The sequence below is a fragment of the Xanthocytophaga flava genome (assembly GCF_030068545.1).
Taxonomy (GTDB): Bacteria; Bacteroidota; Bacteroidia; order Cytophagales; family 172606-1; genus Xanthocytophaga; species Xanthocytophaga flava.
On record NZ_JASJOR010000023.1, the window covers coordinates 121477 to 139680 of the forward strand.

16 protein-coding genes are annotated in these 18204 nt (G+C 38.4%); 12 read left to right on the top strand and 4 right to left on the bottom strand.

All coding sequences use genetic code 11. From position 1 onward, the window contains the following. Positions 1-44: 44 nt before the first annotated feature. Positions 45-536, bottom strand: coding sequence for a hypothetical protein (locus tag QNI15_RS27705; protein WP_314034877.1), 492 nt, complete (start codon positions 534-536; stop codon positions 45-47). A 388-nt stretch (positions 537-924) separates the two neighbouring features. Between QNI15_RS27705 and QNI15_RS27710 the strand changes: the two genes are divergently transcribed. The 6 genes from QNI15_RS27710 (at position 925) to tsf (ending at position 5923) form a co-directional block, all read left to right on the top strand. Next, positions 925-2040, top strand: a complete 1116-nt coding sequence (locus QNI15_RS27710) for an AAA family ATPase (RefSeq protein ID WP_313991606.1) — start codon at positions 925-927, stop codon at positions 2038-2040. Between the two features lie 34 nt (positions 2041-2074). Next, on the top strand, positions 2075-2824 hold the full coding sequence (locus tag QNI15_RS27715) for a DUF4262 domain-containing protein (RefSeq protein ID WP_313991604.1): 750 nt from the start codon (positions 2075-2077) through the stop codon (positions 2822-2824). 174 nt (positions 2825-2998) lie between these two features. Then, positions 2999-3448 carry a 50S ribosomal protein L13 gene (gene rplM / locus QNI15_RS27720; protein WP_313980865.1) on the top strand — a complete coding sequence of 150 codons (450 nt, stop codon included), beginning with the start codon at positions 2999-3001 and terminating at the stop codon, positions 3446-3448. An 83-nt stretch (positions 3449-3531) separates the two neighbouring features. Next, complete coding sequence (gene rpsI, locus QNI15_RS27725) at positions 3532-3918, top strand: 30S ribosomal protein S9 (RefSeq protein ID WP_313980862.1); 387 nt, start codon at positions 3532-3534, stop codon at positions 3916-3918. Positions 3919-4045: 127 nt separating this feature from the next. Then, complete coding sequence (gene rpsB / locus QNI15_RS27730) at positions 4046-4837, top strand: 30S ribosomal protein S2 (protein WP_313980860.1); 792 nt, start codon at positions 4046-4048, stop codon at positions 4835-4837. A 255-nt stretch (positions 4838-5092) separates the two neighbouring features. After that, positions 5093-5923, top strand: coding sequence for a translation elongation factor Ts (gene tsf / locus QNI15_RS27735; protein WP_313980857.1), 831 nt, complete (start codon positions 5093-5095; stop codon positions 5921-5923). A 55-nt stretch (positions 5924-5978) separates the two neighbouring features. Here the strand turns inward: tsf and QNI15_RS27740 are convergent, their stop codons facing one another. Next, the gene (locus QNI15_RS27740) at positions 5979-8966 is read right to left on the bottom strand and encodes a PD-(D/E)XK nuclease family protein (RefSeq protein WP_314034879.1); all 2988 of its coding nucleotides are present in this window, start codon (positions 8964-8966) and stop codon (positions 5979-5981) included. Positions 8967-9106: 140 nt separating this feature from the next. After that, complete coding sequence (locus QNI15_RS27745; protein ID WP_314034881.1) at positions 9107-10147, bottom strand: aminopeptidase; 1041 nt, start codon at positions 10145-10147, stop codon at positions 9107-9109. Positions 10148-10481: 334 nt separating this feature from the next. Here QNI15_RS27745 and recA point away from each other — a divergent pair, with 334 nt between their 5' ends. Then, the gene (gene recA, locus QNI15_RS27750) at positions 10482-11582 is read left to right on the top strand and encodes a recombinase RecA (protein WP_313991596.1); all 1101 of its coding nucleotides are present in this window, start codon (positions 10482-10484) and stop codon (positions 11580-11582) included. 51 nt (positions 11583-11633) lie between these two features. Here the strand turns inward: recA and QNI15_RS27755 are convergent, their stop codons facing one another. Next, on the bottom strand, positions 11634-12662 hold the full coding sequence (locus tag QNI15_RS27755; RefSeq protein ID WP_314034882.1) for a threonine aldolase family protein: 1029 nt from the start codon (positions 12660-12662) through the stop codon (positions 11634-11636). Between the two features lie 115 nt (positions 12663-12777). Here QNI15_RS27755 and pheT point away from each other — a divergent pair, with 115 nt between their 5' ends. From pheT to QNI15_RS27780, 5 genes are all read left to right on the top strand, one after another. After that, positions 12778-15201, top strand: coding sequence for a phenylalanine--tRNA ligase subunit beta (gene pheT, locus QNI15_RS27760; protein ID WP_314034883.1), 2424 nt, complete (start codon positions 12778-12780; stop codon positions 15199-15201). 94 nt (positions 15202-15295) lie between these two features. After that, the gene (locus tag QNI15_RS27765) at positions 15296-15628 is read left to right on the top strand and encodes a hypothetical protein (RefSeq protein ID WP_313980844.1); all 333 of its coding nucleotides are present in this window, start codon (positions 15296-15298) and stop codon (positions 15626-15628) included. Positions 15629-15634: 6 nt separating this feature from the next. Further along, a complete protein-coding gene (locus QNI15_RS27770; protein ID WP_313980841.1) occupies positions 15635-15922 on the top strand; it encodes a cell division protein ZapA in 288 nt (95 codons plus the stop codon). Between the two features lie 134 nt (positions 15923-16056). Next, positions 16057-17655 carry a ribonuclease Y gene (rny, locus tag QNI15_RS27775; protein ID WP_313980839.1) on the top strand — a complete coding sequence of 533 codons (1599 nt, stop codon included), beginning with the start codon at positions 16057-16059 and terminating at the stop codon, positions 17653-17655. 80 nt (positions 17656-17735) lie between these two features. Beyond that, positions 17736-18191, top strand: coding sequence for an AAA family ATPase (locus tag QNI15_RS27780; RefSeq protein ID WP_314034885.1), 456 nt, complete (start codon positions 17736-17738; stop codon positions 18189-18191). The last annotated feature ends 13 nt before the right edge of the window (positions 18192-18204 follow it).

Below are 18204 nucleotides of genomic sequence, written 5' to 3' on the forward strand. Positions count from 1 at the left end.
ACATAAAGCCCTTGCAGATAACTATCTGCAAGGGCTTTTATATTTTAAGCAGGTTGTTGAAGAAACTCGCGGGTTTGTAGTGCTTCTTTAAATTTTTGCTTTAGAATGCGTTGTTGTCCTTTGTCTTTGACTTCCTGTAAATCTATCTCGTGAAATTCGTTTCCAATCCATAAGTAGATCACAAACATACTCATTTCTGCTTTCTTGATTTCTGTCCAGTTGTACTGTCTGACTTTAGAGAAAAGAGAAAACTTATAACTTATCTTCTCCTCGTTGAGTAGGAAAAAAGTTCCTAATGGTAAAGAATAGAGGTTACGCCCCTTGTAAAGATATACCGCTCCGATTGCCAGCCCAAGACATAATAGTGCATTGACTAGCGAAATGACCAGATAAATATCTGTCTGGGTCAATCCTAAAATAAATAAGAAAACAGAACCCATTCCAAATAAAATTCCTATGATAAGTAGGATTTGCCGCTCTGTTTGTGAAGGTGTAACCTGATTATATGGGTCCAGATCTACATAAAAATTTTCCATAGGCTTTTGGCGATGCCCCGAAAGATACAACGCATTTTTATTACTATCCTAATTTTAGTTTAGATATTAATATACTTATAATAGTGTGGCAGATAAAGGTTGCGTATCTTGTCATATTACAACAAAAACTACGCCTAATGAAAAATATCAGCTACCCTTGCTCGCTAAATTTCTTTTGAAAAACTGATTATAATAGCGGACTTGATTTTACCAGCTTGATAAGGTTAATATATTCAGTTTTTCACTAGCTGACAATGAATTAATTATGATGAAAATGAAACAGTAAAACAGCCCATCACTATTTTGTTTTCGAAAACATTACTTTTTATTGTTCAGTTGTATCAATAGGAAAGAAAATACATTCATTTCATAAATATTGTCTCTCATAATGAATACGTTAAAACATATTGCTATCGCGGGGAATGAATTGGGTTCTGATGAACAGATGTCATTGTTACAAGTGGATGAAGCTACATTAAAAAAGCGAACAGATACCTTACCACTCTTCATGAATGACAATTTGTTTAATATTAAAAGATATTTTTTTCTGCGGTTTGGTAAGTTATTTAATGTAATGGTATTTTATGATATTGATAGTCCGAAAATTAATAGTTGGATTCAGAAAGAATATAAAGATGTGCTTGAATCAATATATACCTATAAAAGCGAGGCATTGAGTGTACGCAAAAAGTCAGACATAGAGACAATTTTTGTATTGAAAAATGAGATGATCATTTTGTTGAACGAATATGAATTGTTGTTGTTACATGCAGACTCCTCCTCTGAATTAGCCGCACTGACTCAGAAGCTACCTGAATTTGTCCGCAAACACCTGCAACGTGAAATTTATATACTTACAGGCAGTGACTATTTAAGGCTTAATTCTGTAAAAGTAAATCCAACTAAACTCAACATTCATACACATTACAATGACGATTTCGAACCTGTCCATAAGGTTATTTTGAAGCGTCTGAATAAGAAAAATGATAAAGGTTTGGTATTATTACATGGTTTACCCGGAACAGGAAAAACAACGTATCTTCGTTATTTGGTAGGAAAAGTAAACAAGAAGGTAGTATTTCTACCTCCAGAACTTGCTGTAAACATTGCCCGTCCGGACTTTATGGAGTTATTACTGGATAATCCCAATTCCATTCTGGTAATAGAAGATGCCGAAAATATTATAACAGATCGTTCACAGACACAGAGTTCGGCTATTTCTACCTTGCTCAATTTATCTGATGGTCTACTCTCTGACTGCCTCAATATTCAGATCATTTGTACCTTTAATACACAGCTTTCGTCTGTAGATAGTGCACTACTACGGAAAGGCCGGCTTATTGCCAAATATGAATTTGGAGAACTTATACAGGAAAAAGCTCAAAAGCTATCAGAGTCATTAAATTTCTTCACAAAGATTACTAAGTCCATGCGTTTATGTGATATTTACAATCAGGAAGAGCAAACATACGAAGCACCCAAATCCAAAATTGGTTTCAGATAGTTTATTAAAAACATTACTCGTTTATCAAATAGATATGGAAATTAATCATGATCAACACGATCAGGAAGCTGAAGCGCAGATTATCAGTGATATTGAAAAATACGGGTTTCATATTGGAATAATCGAAAGCGATGGCTATTTGCCTGCTTTTGCTTATACAATCGGCTTATATGAGACCTATGAACATCCGGAAATTGTGTGTGTTGGATTAGAGCCAGAGTTGCTGGGAGAAGTACTTAACAATGCAGGATATCTTATTGAGAAAGGATATAATCTTGAGACAGACTGCGCCTATGCAGACTTTCTGGAAGATTTTGATGTGGAATTTATAAAGGTAAGCAAAGAATATTATTCTGATTATTTTGGATATGCCAGATGGTATTATGAAGGATCAGATTTTCCAGTTCTTCAACTGATATGGCCTGATGACAAGGGGATATTACCATCGAAAGAAGGATTTGATCAAGATCTAAAATTTATACAACCTTTACTGGATCGCAATACAGATTTTCGATTTTTAGAGGAACACAATCTGGCTGTATTTACAACCCAGCAGGTGCTTGATGGTAAGCCAATACTCTATGTATATCATAATGAAGATGGTGACTGGCAGTTCCACAGTGAAACAGATCCAAAGGAAGAAGATGGAGTTGTGGCTAGTCTTAAAAGATTAGTAGAATTAGATTCTTCTTTAAATCACATCTATTATCTTCCCTATGGCTGGCGTGCATGGCGCAATAATGCACAGGATAAATGGCATACCGAAGAGTGGACAGAGGGATAATACTGTCTGAAAACTTGTACATTATAAAGGATTTATGTGCCTTATAATACACGCTTTGTAGCTGCCAAATAAATTTTAAACCTCCGCTTGCTTTAGATTTTCAAATACCATACCTTTGCAGTCCTATTTTTGAAAGCATAGGTTTTTACCTACTTTAAGATACTATTTTCACTCATGGATCATTTAAGTTACAAAACAGTTTCAGCTAACAAGGCTACTGCACAAAAAGGATGGGTAGTGATTGACGCTGAATCTCAAGTGTTGGGACGGTTGGCAAGTCAAGCTGCCAAGATCATCCGCGGCAAACACAAGCCTAGTTTTACGCCTCATGTAGACTGTGGTGACAATGTTATCATCATCAACGCCGACAAAATCCGTTTGACCGGCAATAAGATGACTGACAAAGTATACATCCGTCACACAGGTCATCCCGGTGGTCAGCGTTTCAAAACTCCCCGCGAATTCATGCAAAAGAATCCGGCTAAGATTGTTGAAATCGCGATCAAAGGTATGCTTCCTAAAAATCGTTTAGGACGCAGATTGTTCACTAACTTGTACGTATACAGTGGTTCTGAGCACCCACATACTGCTCAACAGCCAAAAGAAGTAAAAGTTGGTAAATAAGCTTGCCTGTACTTCTTCTGGAAATCAGGTGATCGTTACATCCAATATAGCTGATAAACGAAAACAAATTAAAAAATAAACAAATGGAAGTGGTTAATACCATTGGTCGAAGAAAGACCTCAGTAGCTCGTGTATACCTGAAGCCAGGTAAAGGCGATATTACTGTTAATGCCCGTAGTTTTACAGAGTATTTTCATACAGAAGTATTGCAAACTATCGTTAACCAACCTTTTGCTACTATTCAGGCTTTGGGAAATTACGATGTGAAAGCAAACGTAAAAGGTGGAGGTACTACAGGACAAGCTGAAGCATTGCGTATGGCAATTGCCCGTGCGTTATGTGAAGTAAATGCTGAGTTTCGCCCAGCCCTGAAAAAAGAAGGTTATCTGACTCGTGACCCTCGCATGGTAGAACGTAAGAAATACGGTCGTCGTAAAGCTCGTCGTAGATTCCAGTTCAGCAAGCGTTAATCTGCTTTTGTTCTTGGCGCAGGTGGTTTCAGACCATTTCTATAAGAACACTATTTTATTTTATTTCATTTGATTTAGCGGTGGCTTGCAGAGACCGATGCCCTGCTAATGATCTAAAACTCTGTAAATGGCTCAATTAGAATATAAAGACCTCCTGGATGCCGGTGTGCATTTTGGTCACCTTACCCGTAAATGGGATCCCCGCATGGCTCCATACATCTTCATGGAGAAAAATGGAATTCACATCCTTGATCTGAACAAAACCCTGGCTTGCCTGGACGATGCTACTCATGCTGTTCGTCAAATGGTTCGTTCTGGACGTAAGATCATGTTTGTTGCTACAAAGAAACAAGCACAGGAAGTGGTTTCTGAAGAAGCAAAACGCCTTAAAATGCCATACGTTACTGAACGTTGGTTAGGTGGTATGCTGACTAACTTCGCTACAATCCGGAAGTCATTGAAAAAAATGTCTTCTCTGGAAAAAATGATGAAGGATGAGTCTTACCAAAGTATTGCAAAGCGTGAGCGTTTGACACTGAGCCGTGAGAAAGATAAGTTGGAAAAGTTGTTGGGTGGTCTGGCTGATTTAACTCGTTTGCCAGCAGCGTTGTTTGTAGTAGATGTAAAACGTGAACATATCGCTATTGCTGAAGCTCGTCGTTTGGGTATCCCTGTTATCGCTATGTGTGATACTAACTCTAACCCGAACCTGGTTGATTTCCCAATCCCAGCTAACGATGATGCTTTCAAATCAATTTCTTTAGTAACATCTGCAATTGGAAAGGCTATCGAAGAAGGATTGATGGAGCGTAAGAAAGACAAAGACGATCAGAAATTACAAGAAGAGGAAGATACAAAACGTGCTGTAGATGAAGCTCCTTCCGTTGCCTCTGTAGACACAGACGAAGCAGAAGGTTAATCCAAACGCTGAGTTTGTTTGATATATATCATCTATCAGAAATTGAACATTGAACCCTCAGTGTTCAATTTTTTTTAGATATCCATTATAGTTTACTCTAATCGGGTTAAATACCTAACCAGATTAACCATTTCTTAATAAACAAGAATTTATTAATTGAAGGTAGGTTTTTATTTTGCAGGCTAACCTGATGGTTGCTCTGATTTACGAAAACTTAACTCATTAACTTTTCACACATAACTATCCTGATTGATTATGGCAATTACTGCACAAGATGTTAACAAACTACGTCAAATGACCGGAATGGGGATGATGGACTGTAAACAAGCCCTGACCGAAGCAGATGGAGACTTTGACAAAGCAATTGAAATTTTACGTAAAAAAGGAGAGAAAATCTCTTTGAAACGTGCTGATAACGAGACAAAAGAGGGTGTTGTTTTCATTCAGACAAACGCTGCACAGACTGAATCTGTTATTTTTGGTTTAGCTTGCGAAACAGAATCAGTTGGTAAAAACGCTGAATTCCTAAGCCTTGGTCAGAAAATTCTAGATGTGGCTACATCTACTAAGCCTGCTGATAAAGAAGCGTTGGTTGCTTCTAAAATAGATGATCGTACGATCCAGGAATATATCACTGAACTGACTGGTAAAATTGGAGAGAAAATCGATGTGGTTGGTTATGCAATTGTAACAGGAGAGAAAATCATTAGCTACCTGCATAGTAATAGCAAAATTGGTGTATTGGTTGCATTGAAAAACATCAATGGTGCGGAAGTAACAGATGCTGGTAAAGATGTTGCTATGCAAATCGCTGCGATGAAGCCAGTTGCGCTGGATAAAGATGGAGTACCTACTGACGTAATCGAGAAAGAAATTGAAATTGGTAAAGAACAGGCTCGTAACGAAGGTAAACCAGAAGCAATGTTAGAGAAAATTGCTCAAGGCCGTTTGAACAAGTTCTTTAAAGAAAGCACATTGTTGAACCAGGAGTTTATCAAAGATGGTTCTAAAACAGTTGCTCAGATGTTGGATGGTATCAGCAAAGGTTTAACTGTTTCTGCTTTCCAACGTGTTCAGATTGGGTAAGATGCTTTAATATATTCTTAAAAAGCCTCACAGGAATCATCTTGTGAGGCTTTTTTTATCGGTTACAGATCTTTTTAAATGTACACATAGTACATAGTTTGACATTAGAAGTCCGTTCAAACGGCTGGGCGGGATCGAGAAGCTTAAACAGGAGTTTTGTTAGATATTCTTCCGAATGCTTAACAAAAGATTCTGGTGTTCCTTCTCCCATTTGCAGGTGATCTTCCAGTAGGCCATCTTTCAGGTTTCTAAAAGAATAAATACCTGCAACGAGCTGACTTTGCTCTAGGGGAATATGACGATCCGCTAATTGAAGACCTTTATCCTGGGCTACCTTCTTCGCAACAATGTATTTGTAGAGCCATAGCTGACGAACTTTACCTGCTTCGCTGTCCTGTAGGAGCAATTCTTCCTGTTCTGAACCATTTGTTTTCAGGTGCTTTTTCTCTACTTTTCCTGTTTTATAATCAATGATCCTGACCTGGTTACCTGTTTTGTCAATACGGTCAATTTTACCCGTAAGCTTTACGTATACAGGATCACCATGTACAAAAGTTTGCAAATCAGCAGTCATTTCTTTTTCCAATCCCAGAATTTCTACAGGAAAAACGTTTTCTTCTACTTGTTGTTGCAAGAAGTTTTGAATCAGACGAACCGCAACTTTGTACATCACATGGTTGTAACCACTTTCAATACTATAATCTGGGTAAGCATTTTCGAATTCATGTCGCACACGTGCTTCTAATTGTGGAAACAGGATCTCCAGGTCTTCTTTCTGAATAGCAGTTTGTCTTTCTGACATTTCGCGATCCAGGCTTTCCAGTGTTTTATGTACGAGATCTCCAAACTTTCCTGCATCAAGTGTCTCTCCAACTTCTTCTTCCAGGTGTAGCTTGAGTACGTGTGCAAAATAATATTTCAATGAGCATTCAATGAAGGTATTGACATGCGAGGGATATAATCCTTCACCCAGCCTTTCACGAATCTTGGTGAGTATTGGCTCTGATTTTTGTACTTCATAATTGAGCAATACATCACTGAGTTCGTTTTCCACAACTCTGACAGTAGGATAGTGAAGTGTGATATTGGGATTATAACGCACTAGTTCACTTTCTATCTGTTGTATAAAACGGCTCTTCTCATTTTTATTGGAATCTGAAGGTTGCGTGTACAATAGGTAAATTGTGTCAGAACGTTGTAATAACCGGTAAAAATGATAGCTCATAACCGCCTCCTGAGTACGATACGTAGGAAGCCCAAATTGAGTACTGGCATCAAAGGGAATTAGCGATTGTTGTTTTTTACCTTGAGGAAGTGTATTCTCATTGGCAGACAACAAAATAACTGTATCAAAGTCCAGTGTACGGGTTTCCAGCATCCCCATAATTTGCAAATCGCTGACCGGTTCACCACTAAATGGGATCTTGGTTTGACGAAATAACTCATTAAGAAATAACCTGAATGAGCGTAAAGTAAGCTTTTCTGCATTAGGACGAGCCGCACGATCTTTCATAATATCGTCCAGACGCTGGACCATCTGACGGAACAGATACAGATATTCAATTTCAAGTGCATCTTTTCGGTCCTGGTATACCTGACGCAAGTGTTCAATTAGCTCGTAAAAACATTTAAGTGCCTGTTGAGACTCTCCATTCCAGGGTGTAAACAACGTAAGGAAGAATGGATGATTTTCTGACAGCACAAAGAGTTCGTCTGCTGTAAAGAAGACTTTATTATGAAAAGAGATTTGATATAGAATTGTATGGACATAACTAGTGTGTTCAGTGCCATCGGCATTTCTCTGACGTTGCAACAGATAATCATACTGTCGTATGAAGGGATGAGTTAATACTTTGCTTATGTATCTGTGACTAAGTTTTACTGTCTTCTGTCCGTCACGTTTTTCAAGATAGGTTAAGTGATGCAGTTCAAATAGTGCCTCAACTAATGTATACAAACCGGAGTTTTTCAGCGATAACCCCATTGTCACATTAAAATCCTTGATTTCTGCTGGGAGAGTATTTAACAATGGCATTAACAGATTTTCATCTGGCAATACAATTGCTGTCATGGCTGACGTTGATTCTTCTTCTATATCTGTAAAATCCAGCTGGATCTGTCCATTGGATTTTACAGTCTGGTTTTCCAGTAGCTGATTGCGGTAAATCTGCATAGCAACTTTTGCCTGAATACTCACATTAGGTACACCAATAATGTGAATGTTTTTAGTCTGATGGAGCAAGTCATGTGATTGCCAGTTCCATTCTCCGAACTCTCCGCTATTTCGGTAATGACGTAACGTATCGCCTGCTTTCACATTCGTATTAGCATCCATGTAATAGTCATCTGTGTCCCATAAAATTTCACCTCTGCCTTTCTTTGCCAATTTTGTGAAGATCTTTTGTTCTGATTGACTCAGTGCATTAAACCCTATGAATATATATTTATAGACAGATTCATTGTCCAGTAATATGTCGAGGTTTTCCGCAATGCGACGATACAACATACCTCTATACCCTTTCCCTTGTTCACTGAGACGTTCTTTTAGACGCAGATAGACGTTGTGCAGATTATTCCAGAGTTTGAAATAATTGGGCAATGTATTGGTAAATGCCTGTGGTGTTCGTCCATCTGGCATATCTGGCAACCATCGTTCAATGGTTTTGGCTTCGGATAAATACTCAAATAGCTGTGTTGCTTCGATCATGTATTGATCAATATGATCAAAGTCCTGAAGCAACGTATAGGCCCAGGAAGTAAACCGGTCAAATTGAATCTTAGGATCTGTTTCTCGGCAGGTATCAAACAGCAACCATAGTAACTGAATAGGATCAATCAGTTCTGCATCTGCTGTATGAGCTATAAAGTCATCAATGGGTTGTATGTTGGGAGACCAGACAGGCTGATCTGTTTGCATAGCCAAAGCTCTCTTAAAAAAATAACAGGCACGATTAGTAGGCAATACAACAACCACCTGCTCCAGATTAGCATGGTATTTAGTAAAGATATATTCTGCAGATTGCTCAAGAAACGTTTTATTCATTGACCTCACCCCCATCTCCTTAAAGCTAAGGAGAATTTTCGATATGCAAAGGAATTTAACTCAGGAAGAAATAAAATGCGAGTTTTTACAAAATTAGGCTTTATCTGCAAGATCTTTCCTGTTGACTTAACTATTTTATTTCACAGAACGCCTTTAGGATATTTCTTCTTCAGATACGCAAAATACTTCTTAAAGTCAGAGTTAAACTTTGTACGAAATTCTTCTTCAAATTGATTCTGTTTTGCCCGATATCGAATGTATTCCATAAAGAAAGTATTATTGGGCAAAGGTCCCTCCCACCCTAACGGATTGGGTTTCCCATTCACTGTTATTGTATCTTCTGACTGAATAATCTGACGAATAAGTCTGAATTTTAATGTGTCTTTTTGCTGAGTTGTTAGTTTATTGGTAAAAGTCTTATAAAGACTATCCAATTGTTGAGCTCCTCGTAAAATATGAGCGTAATGTTTTTCACGATATATTTTTCTGGATGTGTATTTGGTATACTCAGGAGATTCTTTTCCATATTTATGAATCAGAAAAAGCTTGGCTCCTTCGTCTCCTACAAAGTCTGCAAGGTTTTCATTATATTCTATATTATCTTTAACGAAGAGAGTACCATGAGTCAGTTCATGAATAATCAGATTGGACAGGCTACCTGGCTGACGATACAGCATGCTACTCAGAATAGGGTCTTTGAACCATCCCAATGTACTCCAACCTGCTGCTGTACCAATGTCTGTATCCAGGCCTTTTTCTTTCCAGATTTTTTCCTCTTTTACCGCCTTTAATGAATCGAAGAACCCTTTGTAAGGCATACTCCCCAGGAACGAGTACTCCCATTGGTGAGGCTTTAATTCATAAGGATCACAGGCTGTTACAACCCACATTAGCGTCTTACCCTGCTGGTCAAATAACGTGGTGTAGTTATCTGATTCGTTAATACCTAATGAATCTATTGCAAAGCTTCGTATCTCCTGTATAAGGGCTAGTTTTGTTTTCAATGAATCAGGAAACGTTTTATCCTGCATTACTTCAGTCATAGGGCGGGCATTCCAGACAATAGTTAATTGTCCTTTAAGTTGTCCTAATCCGTAAATGATTAATTGTAGATTCCATACAACCAGGATTAAAAGTATACCTACTAGAATAAGACCTGCTCTTTTTAATTTTCGTTTCACAGTTGTTAAAATTTATATAAACTCAGAAGCCTTTAGTCTAAAAAGATGTTATTTTTGAGTTAAAGATAAAAGATACTTTTGAATGCCTGAATGATAAAGTTGTTCTTATTTGAGAGACGGGAAAATATAGTCGCCAACTGAACGTTTTTATAGATAGAACGCCTTCTTTTTTTATTTGCGACAATTGTCTGATTATCAAAAATGTATATTTTATGTTAAAGTTTAATAATCATTTATAATTAAAAAATTATTTTACTTGATATTTGTATTATTAAAAATAATACATAACTTGCACTCGCAATAAGAAACTTTCACGATTAAAAGACCTATACAAATGGCAGAAAAAGATAAGTCAGATAAGTCAGCAGATGACAAACTAGCAAAACTTAAAGCTCTGCAAACCACCATTGAGAAGTTGGACAAGGCATACGGCAAGGGTACGGTGATGAAGCTGAGTGAGAATAAAATTATGGATATTGCTACAATTTCTACAGGCTCTATCGGTTTGGATATTGCTTTGGGAATTAGTGGAGTACCTCGCGGACGTATTGTTGAGATTTTTGGACCGGAATCTTCAGGGAAAACAACCCTGACAATGCATTGCATTGCTGAGGCTCAGAAAGCTGGTGGACTTGCTGCATTCATCGATGCAGAGCATGCTTTTGATCGTGTGTATGCTGAGAAACTAGGTATTGATGTTAGTAATCTATATATAGCTCAGCCAGATAATGGTGAGCAAGCGTTAGAAATTGCCGAGAACCTGATTAGCTCAGGAGCCATAGACATCATCGTTATTGACTCTGTTGCTGCATTGGTGCCCAGAGGTGAATTGGAAGGTGAAATGGGAGATAGCAAAATGGGTTTACAGGCTCGTTTGATGTCTCAGGCATTGAGAAAGCTGACTGGTACTATTAATAAGACAAATTGTTGCTGCATCTTTATTAACCAGTTGCGTGATAAGATTGGGGTTATGTTTGGTAGTCCGGAAACAACTACTGGTGGTAACGCATTGAAATTCTATGCTTCAGTTCGTATGGATATCCGTAGAATCGGACAGATTAAAGAAGGTGCTGATAATGTGATTGGTAACCGTACTAAGGTGAAGGTTGTGAAAAATAAACTGGCACCTCCTTTCAAAGTGGTAGAGTTTGATATTATGTATGGTGAAGGAATTTCTAAAATTGGTGAGATAATAGACTTGGGTGTTGAGCTTAGCATTATCAATAAATCTGGTTCTTGGTTTTCTTATGAAGGAAGCAAGATCGGACAAGGCCGTGATGCTGTGAAAAAGATGCTGGAAGACAATCCTGAACTAGCAGTAGAGATTGAAGGTAAAATTCGGAAGAAATTCAAAGAAGGTGCTGATGTAGCTGAGGAGCCTTTGACTCCGGAAGAGGCAAAAGAAGCGAAAGAGATAGTGGAAGACGAAGCATAATTAAAAAGAAGCCTCATTTCAGAATGAGGCTTCTTTTTTATGTGTAAAATACTAAACAGTAGCTTTACGCAATACTTCAGAAACTTTTGTAAGCATATCGTCATTAAAGTCAAGATGTGTCACAAAACGTATTTGTTCCTTGCCAAATGCCGAAGCCAGAATTCCATTGGCCTTTATATACGTAAGTAACTTTTGGGTGATTTCTGAAGAAGGTAATGTGAAAATAACAATGTTAGTCTGAACAGGTAGTATGGACGTAACATAAGGTAAATCATTTAGGGTTCTTTCAAGATCTCTGGCTCTTTGGTGATCTTCTTTCAGACGTGTTACATGATTATCTAAAGCATAAATGCCAGCCGCCGCCAGATAACCAGCTTGTCTCCACGCTCCTCCAAACACCTTTCGGATACGTTTTGCTTTTGCTATATGTGCTTTTGTCCCTACTAATACAGATCCAACAGGTGTACCCAAACCTTTAGAAAGGCAAATGGAAATTGTATCAAAATAACTTCCGATTTCTTTAGTTGTCTGGTTGGTTTCAACCAGTGCATTAAACAGTCTTGCTCCATCCATATGAAGTGGGAGCTTGTACTGTTTACAAACATTGTGTATCGCTGCTATTTGTTCTGTGGTATAATAGCACCCTCCCCCTTTGTTTACTGTATTTTCTATCTCTACCAATGCTGTATGAGGTAAGTGGATATCCTCTCCATTAATATTAGCGAGTACCTGATCTGCTGTAAATATTCCTCTCTGACCGTCGAGTAGACGAACTGAGGCACCAGAGTTAAAGGCAATACCGCCACCTTCATAATTGTAAATATGCGACAGTCTATCACAAATCACTTCATCTCCAGGCTGTGTGTGTACCTTGATCGCAATTTGATTAGTCATTGTTCCGGAAGGGCAGAATAAACCAGCTTCCATACCAAACAATTGTGCTGCCTTTTCTTCCAATGCATTTACAGTTGGATCTTCACCATACACATCATCGCCAACTGTGGCTGAAAACATAACCTCAAGCATTTCTTTTGTGGGATGTGTTACCGTATCACTTCGGAGGTCAATAAATTTTGTCATAGTTTGCTATGGTTTTAGTTTGGCAGATGTATATATTTCAGCTATTTTAATTTCCATCGGAACTGCATAATAATTTTTTTACTTTTGCTGCTTCAATTTTAGTAAAAAATCGTATATGAAAATTTCCCTTAACTGGCTTAAGCAATACATTGACCTTCCTGAGTCACCTGAAGAAATCGAAAAGCTCCTGACCCGGTCAGGATTGGAGGTGGAGCATATTGATGAAATACAGCCTATTCCAGGCGGATTACGTGGATTTGTTGTAGGAGAAGTGCTAACCTGTGAGCGATTTGAAGTAAAGGACAAAAAATTGAGTCTGACAACAGTAGATATTGGTACAGACACTCCTTCAACTATTGTTTGTGGTGCTGCTAATGTAGATGCAGGACAAAAGGTGATTGTTGCAACGATTGGCACTACCTTATACGATAAAGAAGGAAAACCTGTTTTTACCATTGATAAAAGAAAGGTATATGGACAGCCTTCTGAGGGGATGATTTGTGCAGAAGATGAAATAGGTATAGGAACATCACATGATGGGATACTGGTGTTACAGACAGACCTGCCTAATGGTACGCCCGCCGCAAAGTACTTCAATATAGAGCCAGATTATGTATTTGAGATTGGCCTGACACCTAACCGTGCAGATGCAGCTTCGCATATAGGGGTAGCTCGTGATTTGAAAGCATTACTGGATAGAGATCTGACTATGCCAGAAGTGTCTGGATTTGCAGATGTAAAAGACACAACGTTAGTTGAGGTAGTCGTTGAAAATAAAGAAGCATGTCCTCGTTTTTGTGGAGTTTCTATTGAGGGTGTTAAGATAGGGCCATCACCAGACTGGTTACGCAAGAGAATTGAGGCAATAGGATTGAACCCAATCAATAATGTAGTTGATGTGACTAACTTTATTTGTCATGAGTTAGGACAACCTATGCATGCTTATGATGCAGAGGCATTAGCTGGGAATAAGATCATTGTAAAAACATTACCAGAAGGAACTCCTTTTACAACATTAGATAAAGTAGAACGTAAGTTATCGGCAACAGATCTGATAATTTGTGATGCAGAAAAGCCTGTTGGCATTGCTGGTATAATGGGAGGGTTGGATTCCGGGATTAAAGATACAACTACCAACATATTTCTGGAAGTTGCTTATTTTTCTGCTGATTGGATTCGGAAGACTGGACAACGCCATGGGTTAAAAACAGACGCTTCGTTCCGCTTTGAACGTGGTACAGACCCTAATCTGAAGCTATATACATTACAACGTGCAGCTTTGCTGATTCTGGAAGTAGCTGGAGGCAAAATTGCTTCCTCTGTTACAGATTTCTATCCTGAACCGATTGGCAACTTTGAGTTTGCTGTTAGGTACAAAAATATCAATCGGTTGATTGGTAAAGAACTTGGAAATGCCTACATCCGGAAGACACTTGAATCTCTGGATATTCAGATTCTGGATGAAAACGAAGAAGGTTTCCGTGTGTCTGTGCCTCCCTATCGTGTAGATGTACAACGGGAAGCCGATATAGTAGAGGAGATCCTGCGGATTTATGGTATTGACAATATTGAACTGTCAGACAATCTGAATACAGACTTCCTGGCACAGTTTCCGGAACCAGATCCAAATACCTTACAAGCAAAAATTACTTCTCTGTTGGCATCCAAAGGATTTCATGAGATTCTAACCAATTCCCTGACCAAGCCATCCTATGTGCAGCAGTTTCCTGCTATAGCCAATGGGGAGAATGTAGAGATTCTGAATTATCTGAGTGAAGATTTGATGGTGATGCGTCAATCGTTGTTATTCTCAGGGCTGGAAGTGCTGGCTTATAATATTAACCGTCGTCAGAAAGATTTGAAAACCTTCGAGTTTGGTAAAATCTACTATAAGAAAGACGATAAGTATATAGAGAAGAAAAGGCTTTCTGTATTTATAACAGGTGATCAGCATACGGAGAGCTGGATTAGTAAAAGCCAGCCTGTTGCATTTCATGACCTGGCAGCTGTTGTATTACAACTGCTACATCGAATGCAGGTAAAGAATATTGACAGTGCAGAAACCGAAAATGCCATTTATTCCTATGGGTTGAGTTATCAGGTCAATAAACGGGAGATTGTATCATTAGGCTTATTGAAGCCGGGTGTCACAAAAGCAGCAGATATTAAAGTCCCTGTCTTTTATGCTGATATTGACTGGGAATATTTGCTGAAGCAATACAATCCAAAGGTCGTATTTGCTGAAATTCCGAAGTTTCCAGAGGTGCGTCGTGACCTGTCATTGGTAATTGATAAATCTCTTTCATTCAAGGAGATTAAAGCATTGGCAGAACGTACAGAGAAGAAACTTCTAAAAGCAGTAAATGTTTTTGACATATACGAAGGTCAAAACCTGGGAGAAGGTAAAAAATCCTATTCTGTAAGCTTTACACTTCAGGATGAGAGTCAGACATTGACAGATACAGTAATTGAAAAGACGATGCAGAAGTTGATTCAATTGTATGAAAAAGAACTGGGAGCCGAAATCAGAGGTAAATAGTTACCAAAATTCCGGGAGAATTCAATTTTAGAAGGATTCTTCCGGAAAATTTTATATATTACTAAAACAATACTCTTTCCACTGTAAGTAACCTATGGAACTCAAAGACCTGATTGCACAGTTTGATCTTTTGGAAAAACGGTTGCAGGAGGTACTGGCAGAAAAGAATGATCTGCGTCGTCAGTTAGAACGTGCAGATGAGGAGCGTGAACAACTGCGGGGACACGTACGTCAGCAAGCAGATCTAATAAAAAAATTACAAAAAAAGCAAGAAACCCTACAAAACAATTTTCAAAAACAATTTAATATTACTAAAATTGTAAATTCAATAGGTGCAGATGTTAAAGATACTGCAGAGTTGAAGGGAAAAATAGAAGCTTATATACAAGATATTGATAAATGTATTGCGTACCTGAGTCAATCGTAACGCAGCATGGATGAGGTTATTTCGATTAAGATAAAGATTTTAGATAAAGAATATCCACTGCGGATTCCTGCTGCTGAAGAAGAATTGTATCGTGCGGTAGGAAAAGAGCTAAATGAACGTTGCCGCGAGTTTCGGGAAAACTATGGGGCGCGGGCTGACAAGCAAGACATCCTTTCTATGGTAAGTTTTGTGGCCATGTTGGAAAAATTTAAACTCGAAGCCGAGAAAGACACATTACAGAATACAGTTACTCAAAAGATTGTATCATTACAAAATTTGCTCCATCCATCATAACGGATAGAGTTCTTCTATCATATCTCTCCTGCCTGTTTGTCTGCATTTGCATTTAAAGACAGCATAAGGGTACATAGAGTGTACCTGTTGGTGCTTTACATGTGGTCTACGTTTCACTTAAAGACAAAAGGAAAATGTCTAATACAAATTTTTTGATTCTCTCATTGGTAGTTGAGGTAGTCATCGGGGTTATAGTTTGGTTAGTCCTGTTTCGGATCTTTGCTAAGAAATCTCTGAAAAGACGTGAAGAAGAGATTGACGAAAAAGCACGCCTGATCATAAAGGAGGCGGAAATCCATGCAGAGACTATCAAGAAGGATAAGATACTGGAAGCAAAAGAAAACTTTTTGAAACTCAGAACGGAGTTTGAAGAGGAATCAAATAAGAAAAAGCAGATTATTATTACGAATGAAGGTAAGCTAAAACAGCGTGAGCAAAATCTGGTGCAAAAGGAACAAGCTGTTTCTAAAGCACTGGAACAGACTAAACGCAAGGAAGACGAACTGGATAAGCTAAAAACAGATTTAGCCGAACAGCTTGAAGTTGCCACAAAAAAGCGTGATGAGGCTGAAAAAATGCGTTCATCACAAATTGAGCAATTGGAGAAAATCGCCAATCTAAAAGCGGAAGATGCCAGAAATCAGTTGATTGAAACACTGAAAAGTGAAGCTGAGTCAAAAGCATCTACGTATGTGAAAAATATTGTGGAGGAGGCTAAGCTGACTGCTACAAAAGAAGCCAAGAAGATAGTCATAGAAACTATTCAACGTACTGCGGCTGAACAAGCTATAGAGAATGCCGTATCCATATTCAACATTGAGTCGGATGATGTAAAAGGAAAAATCATTGGTCGGGAAGGTCGCAATATTCGTGCATTGGAAGCTGCTACCGGAGTAGAGATTATTGTAGACGATACGCCTGAAGCAATCATTATATCTGGTTTTGATCCGGTGCGTCGTGAAATTGCTCGTCTGTCATTGCATCGCTTGGTGCAGGATGGACGTATTCACCCTGCCCGGATTGAGGAGATTGTAACAAAGACAACCAAGAGTATTGAAGAAGAGATCGTTGAAATTGGCGAACGGACTGTAATAGATTTAGGTATTCATGGTATACATCCGGAATTGATTAAGCTGATTGGCCGGATGCGTTTCCGTTCTTCTTATGGACAGAACCTGCTTCAGCACTCACGTGAGGTTGCTAAGTTGTGTGCAACAATGGCTGCTGAACTAGGGTTAAATGCGAAGATGGCTAAACGTGCCGGATTACTACATGATATTGGTAAAGTATGGCCAGAAGAACCTGAGTTGCCACATGCTATCTTAGGTATGGAACTGGCTCAGAAATACAAGGAACATCCGGATGTATGTAATGCGATAGGTGCTCACCACGATGAAATTGAGATGACTGCTATGATATCACCTGTCATACAAGCCTGTGATGCTATCTCTGGTTCTCGTCCTGGTGCACGTCGTGAAGTAATGGAATCATATATCAAACGTCTGAAGGAACTGGAAGAGCTGGCTGTGAGTTTCGACGGCGTTCAAAAATGTTTTGCGATTCAGGCAGGTCGTGAATTACGTGTTATGGTAGATGCTGAAAATGTGACAGATGATAAAGCAAATAACCTGTCATTTGAGATAGCCCAGAAGATTGAAAAGGATATGCAATATCCGGGGCAGATTAAAGTTACGGTGATTCGGGAGATGCGTTCTGTAAATTACGCGAAGTAATTATCTGAAAAAACAAAAAAGCCCTTCTCAACTTTAGAAGGGCTTTTTTGTTTCTGTTGGTTTTGCCTAATTTGTCAGTTATGATACACACCATTAAAATAGAAAATTTTAAATCAATCCGGAAGGTAGATATCAAGCTTAATCCAATCAATATATTAATTGGTGCAAATGGAGCTGGTAAGAGTAATTTTATTGGCTTTTTCAAATTGTTGAATCAACTCTATTTACAAGGTTTGCAATCATATGTGTCTCAGAATGGTGGTGCTGATAACCTACTTTATTTTGGGAGAAAGCGCTCTCCTTTCTTAAGTGGAAGTGTTGTATTTCACAATGATAAACAGGAACTAACTAATAAATATAATTTTACACTTAAGTCTGATACAAAAAATAGCCTCTTCTTAGAGCAAGAAAAAAGTGGATACAACCCAGTCATGGTCGGAAGAAATATCTTCCGACTTTTTTATTTATTGGCAACAAAATACAAGAGTGATAGAATATGGCTAACTTACTTATATAGAGTATGTTCATCAAAGTAAGGCTTTATCTGTA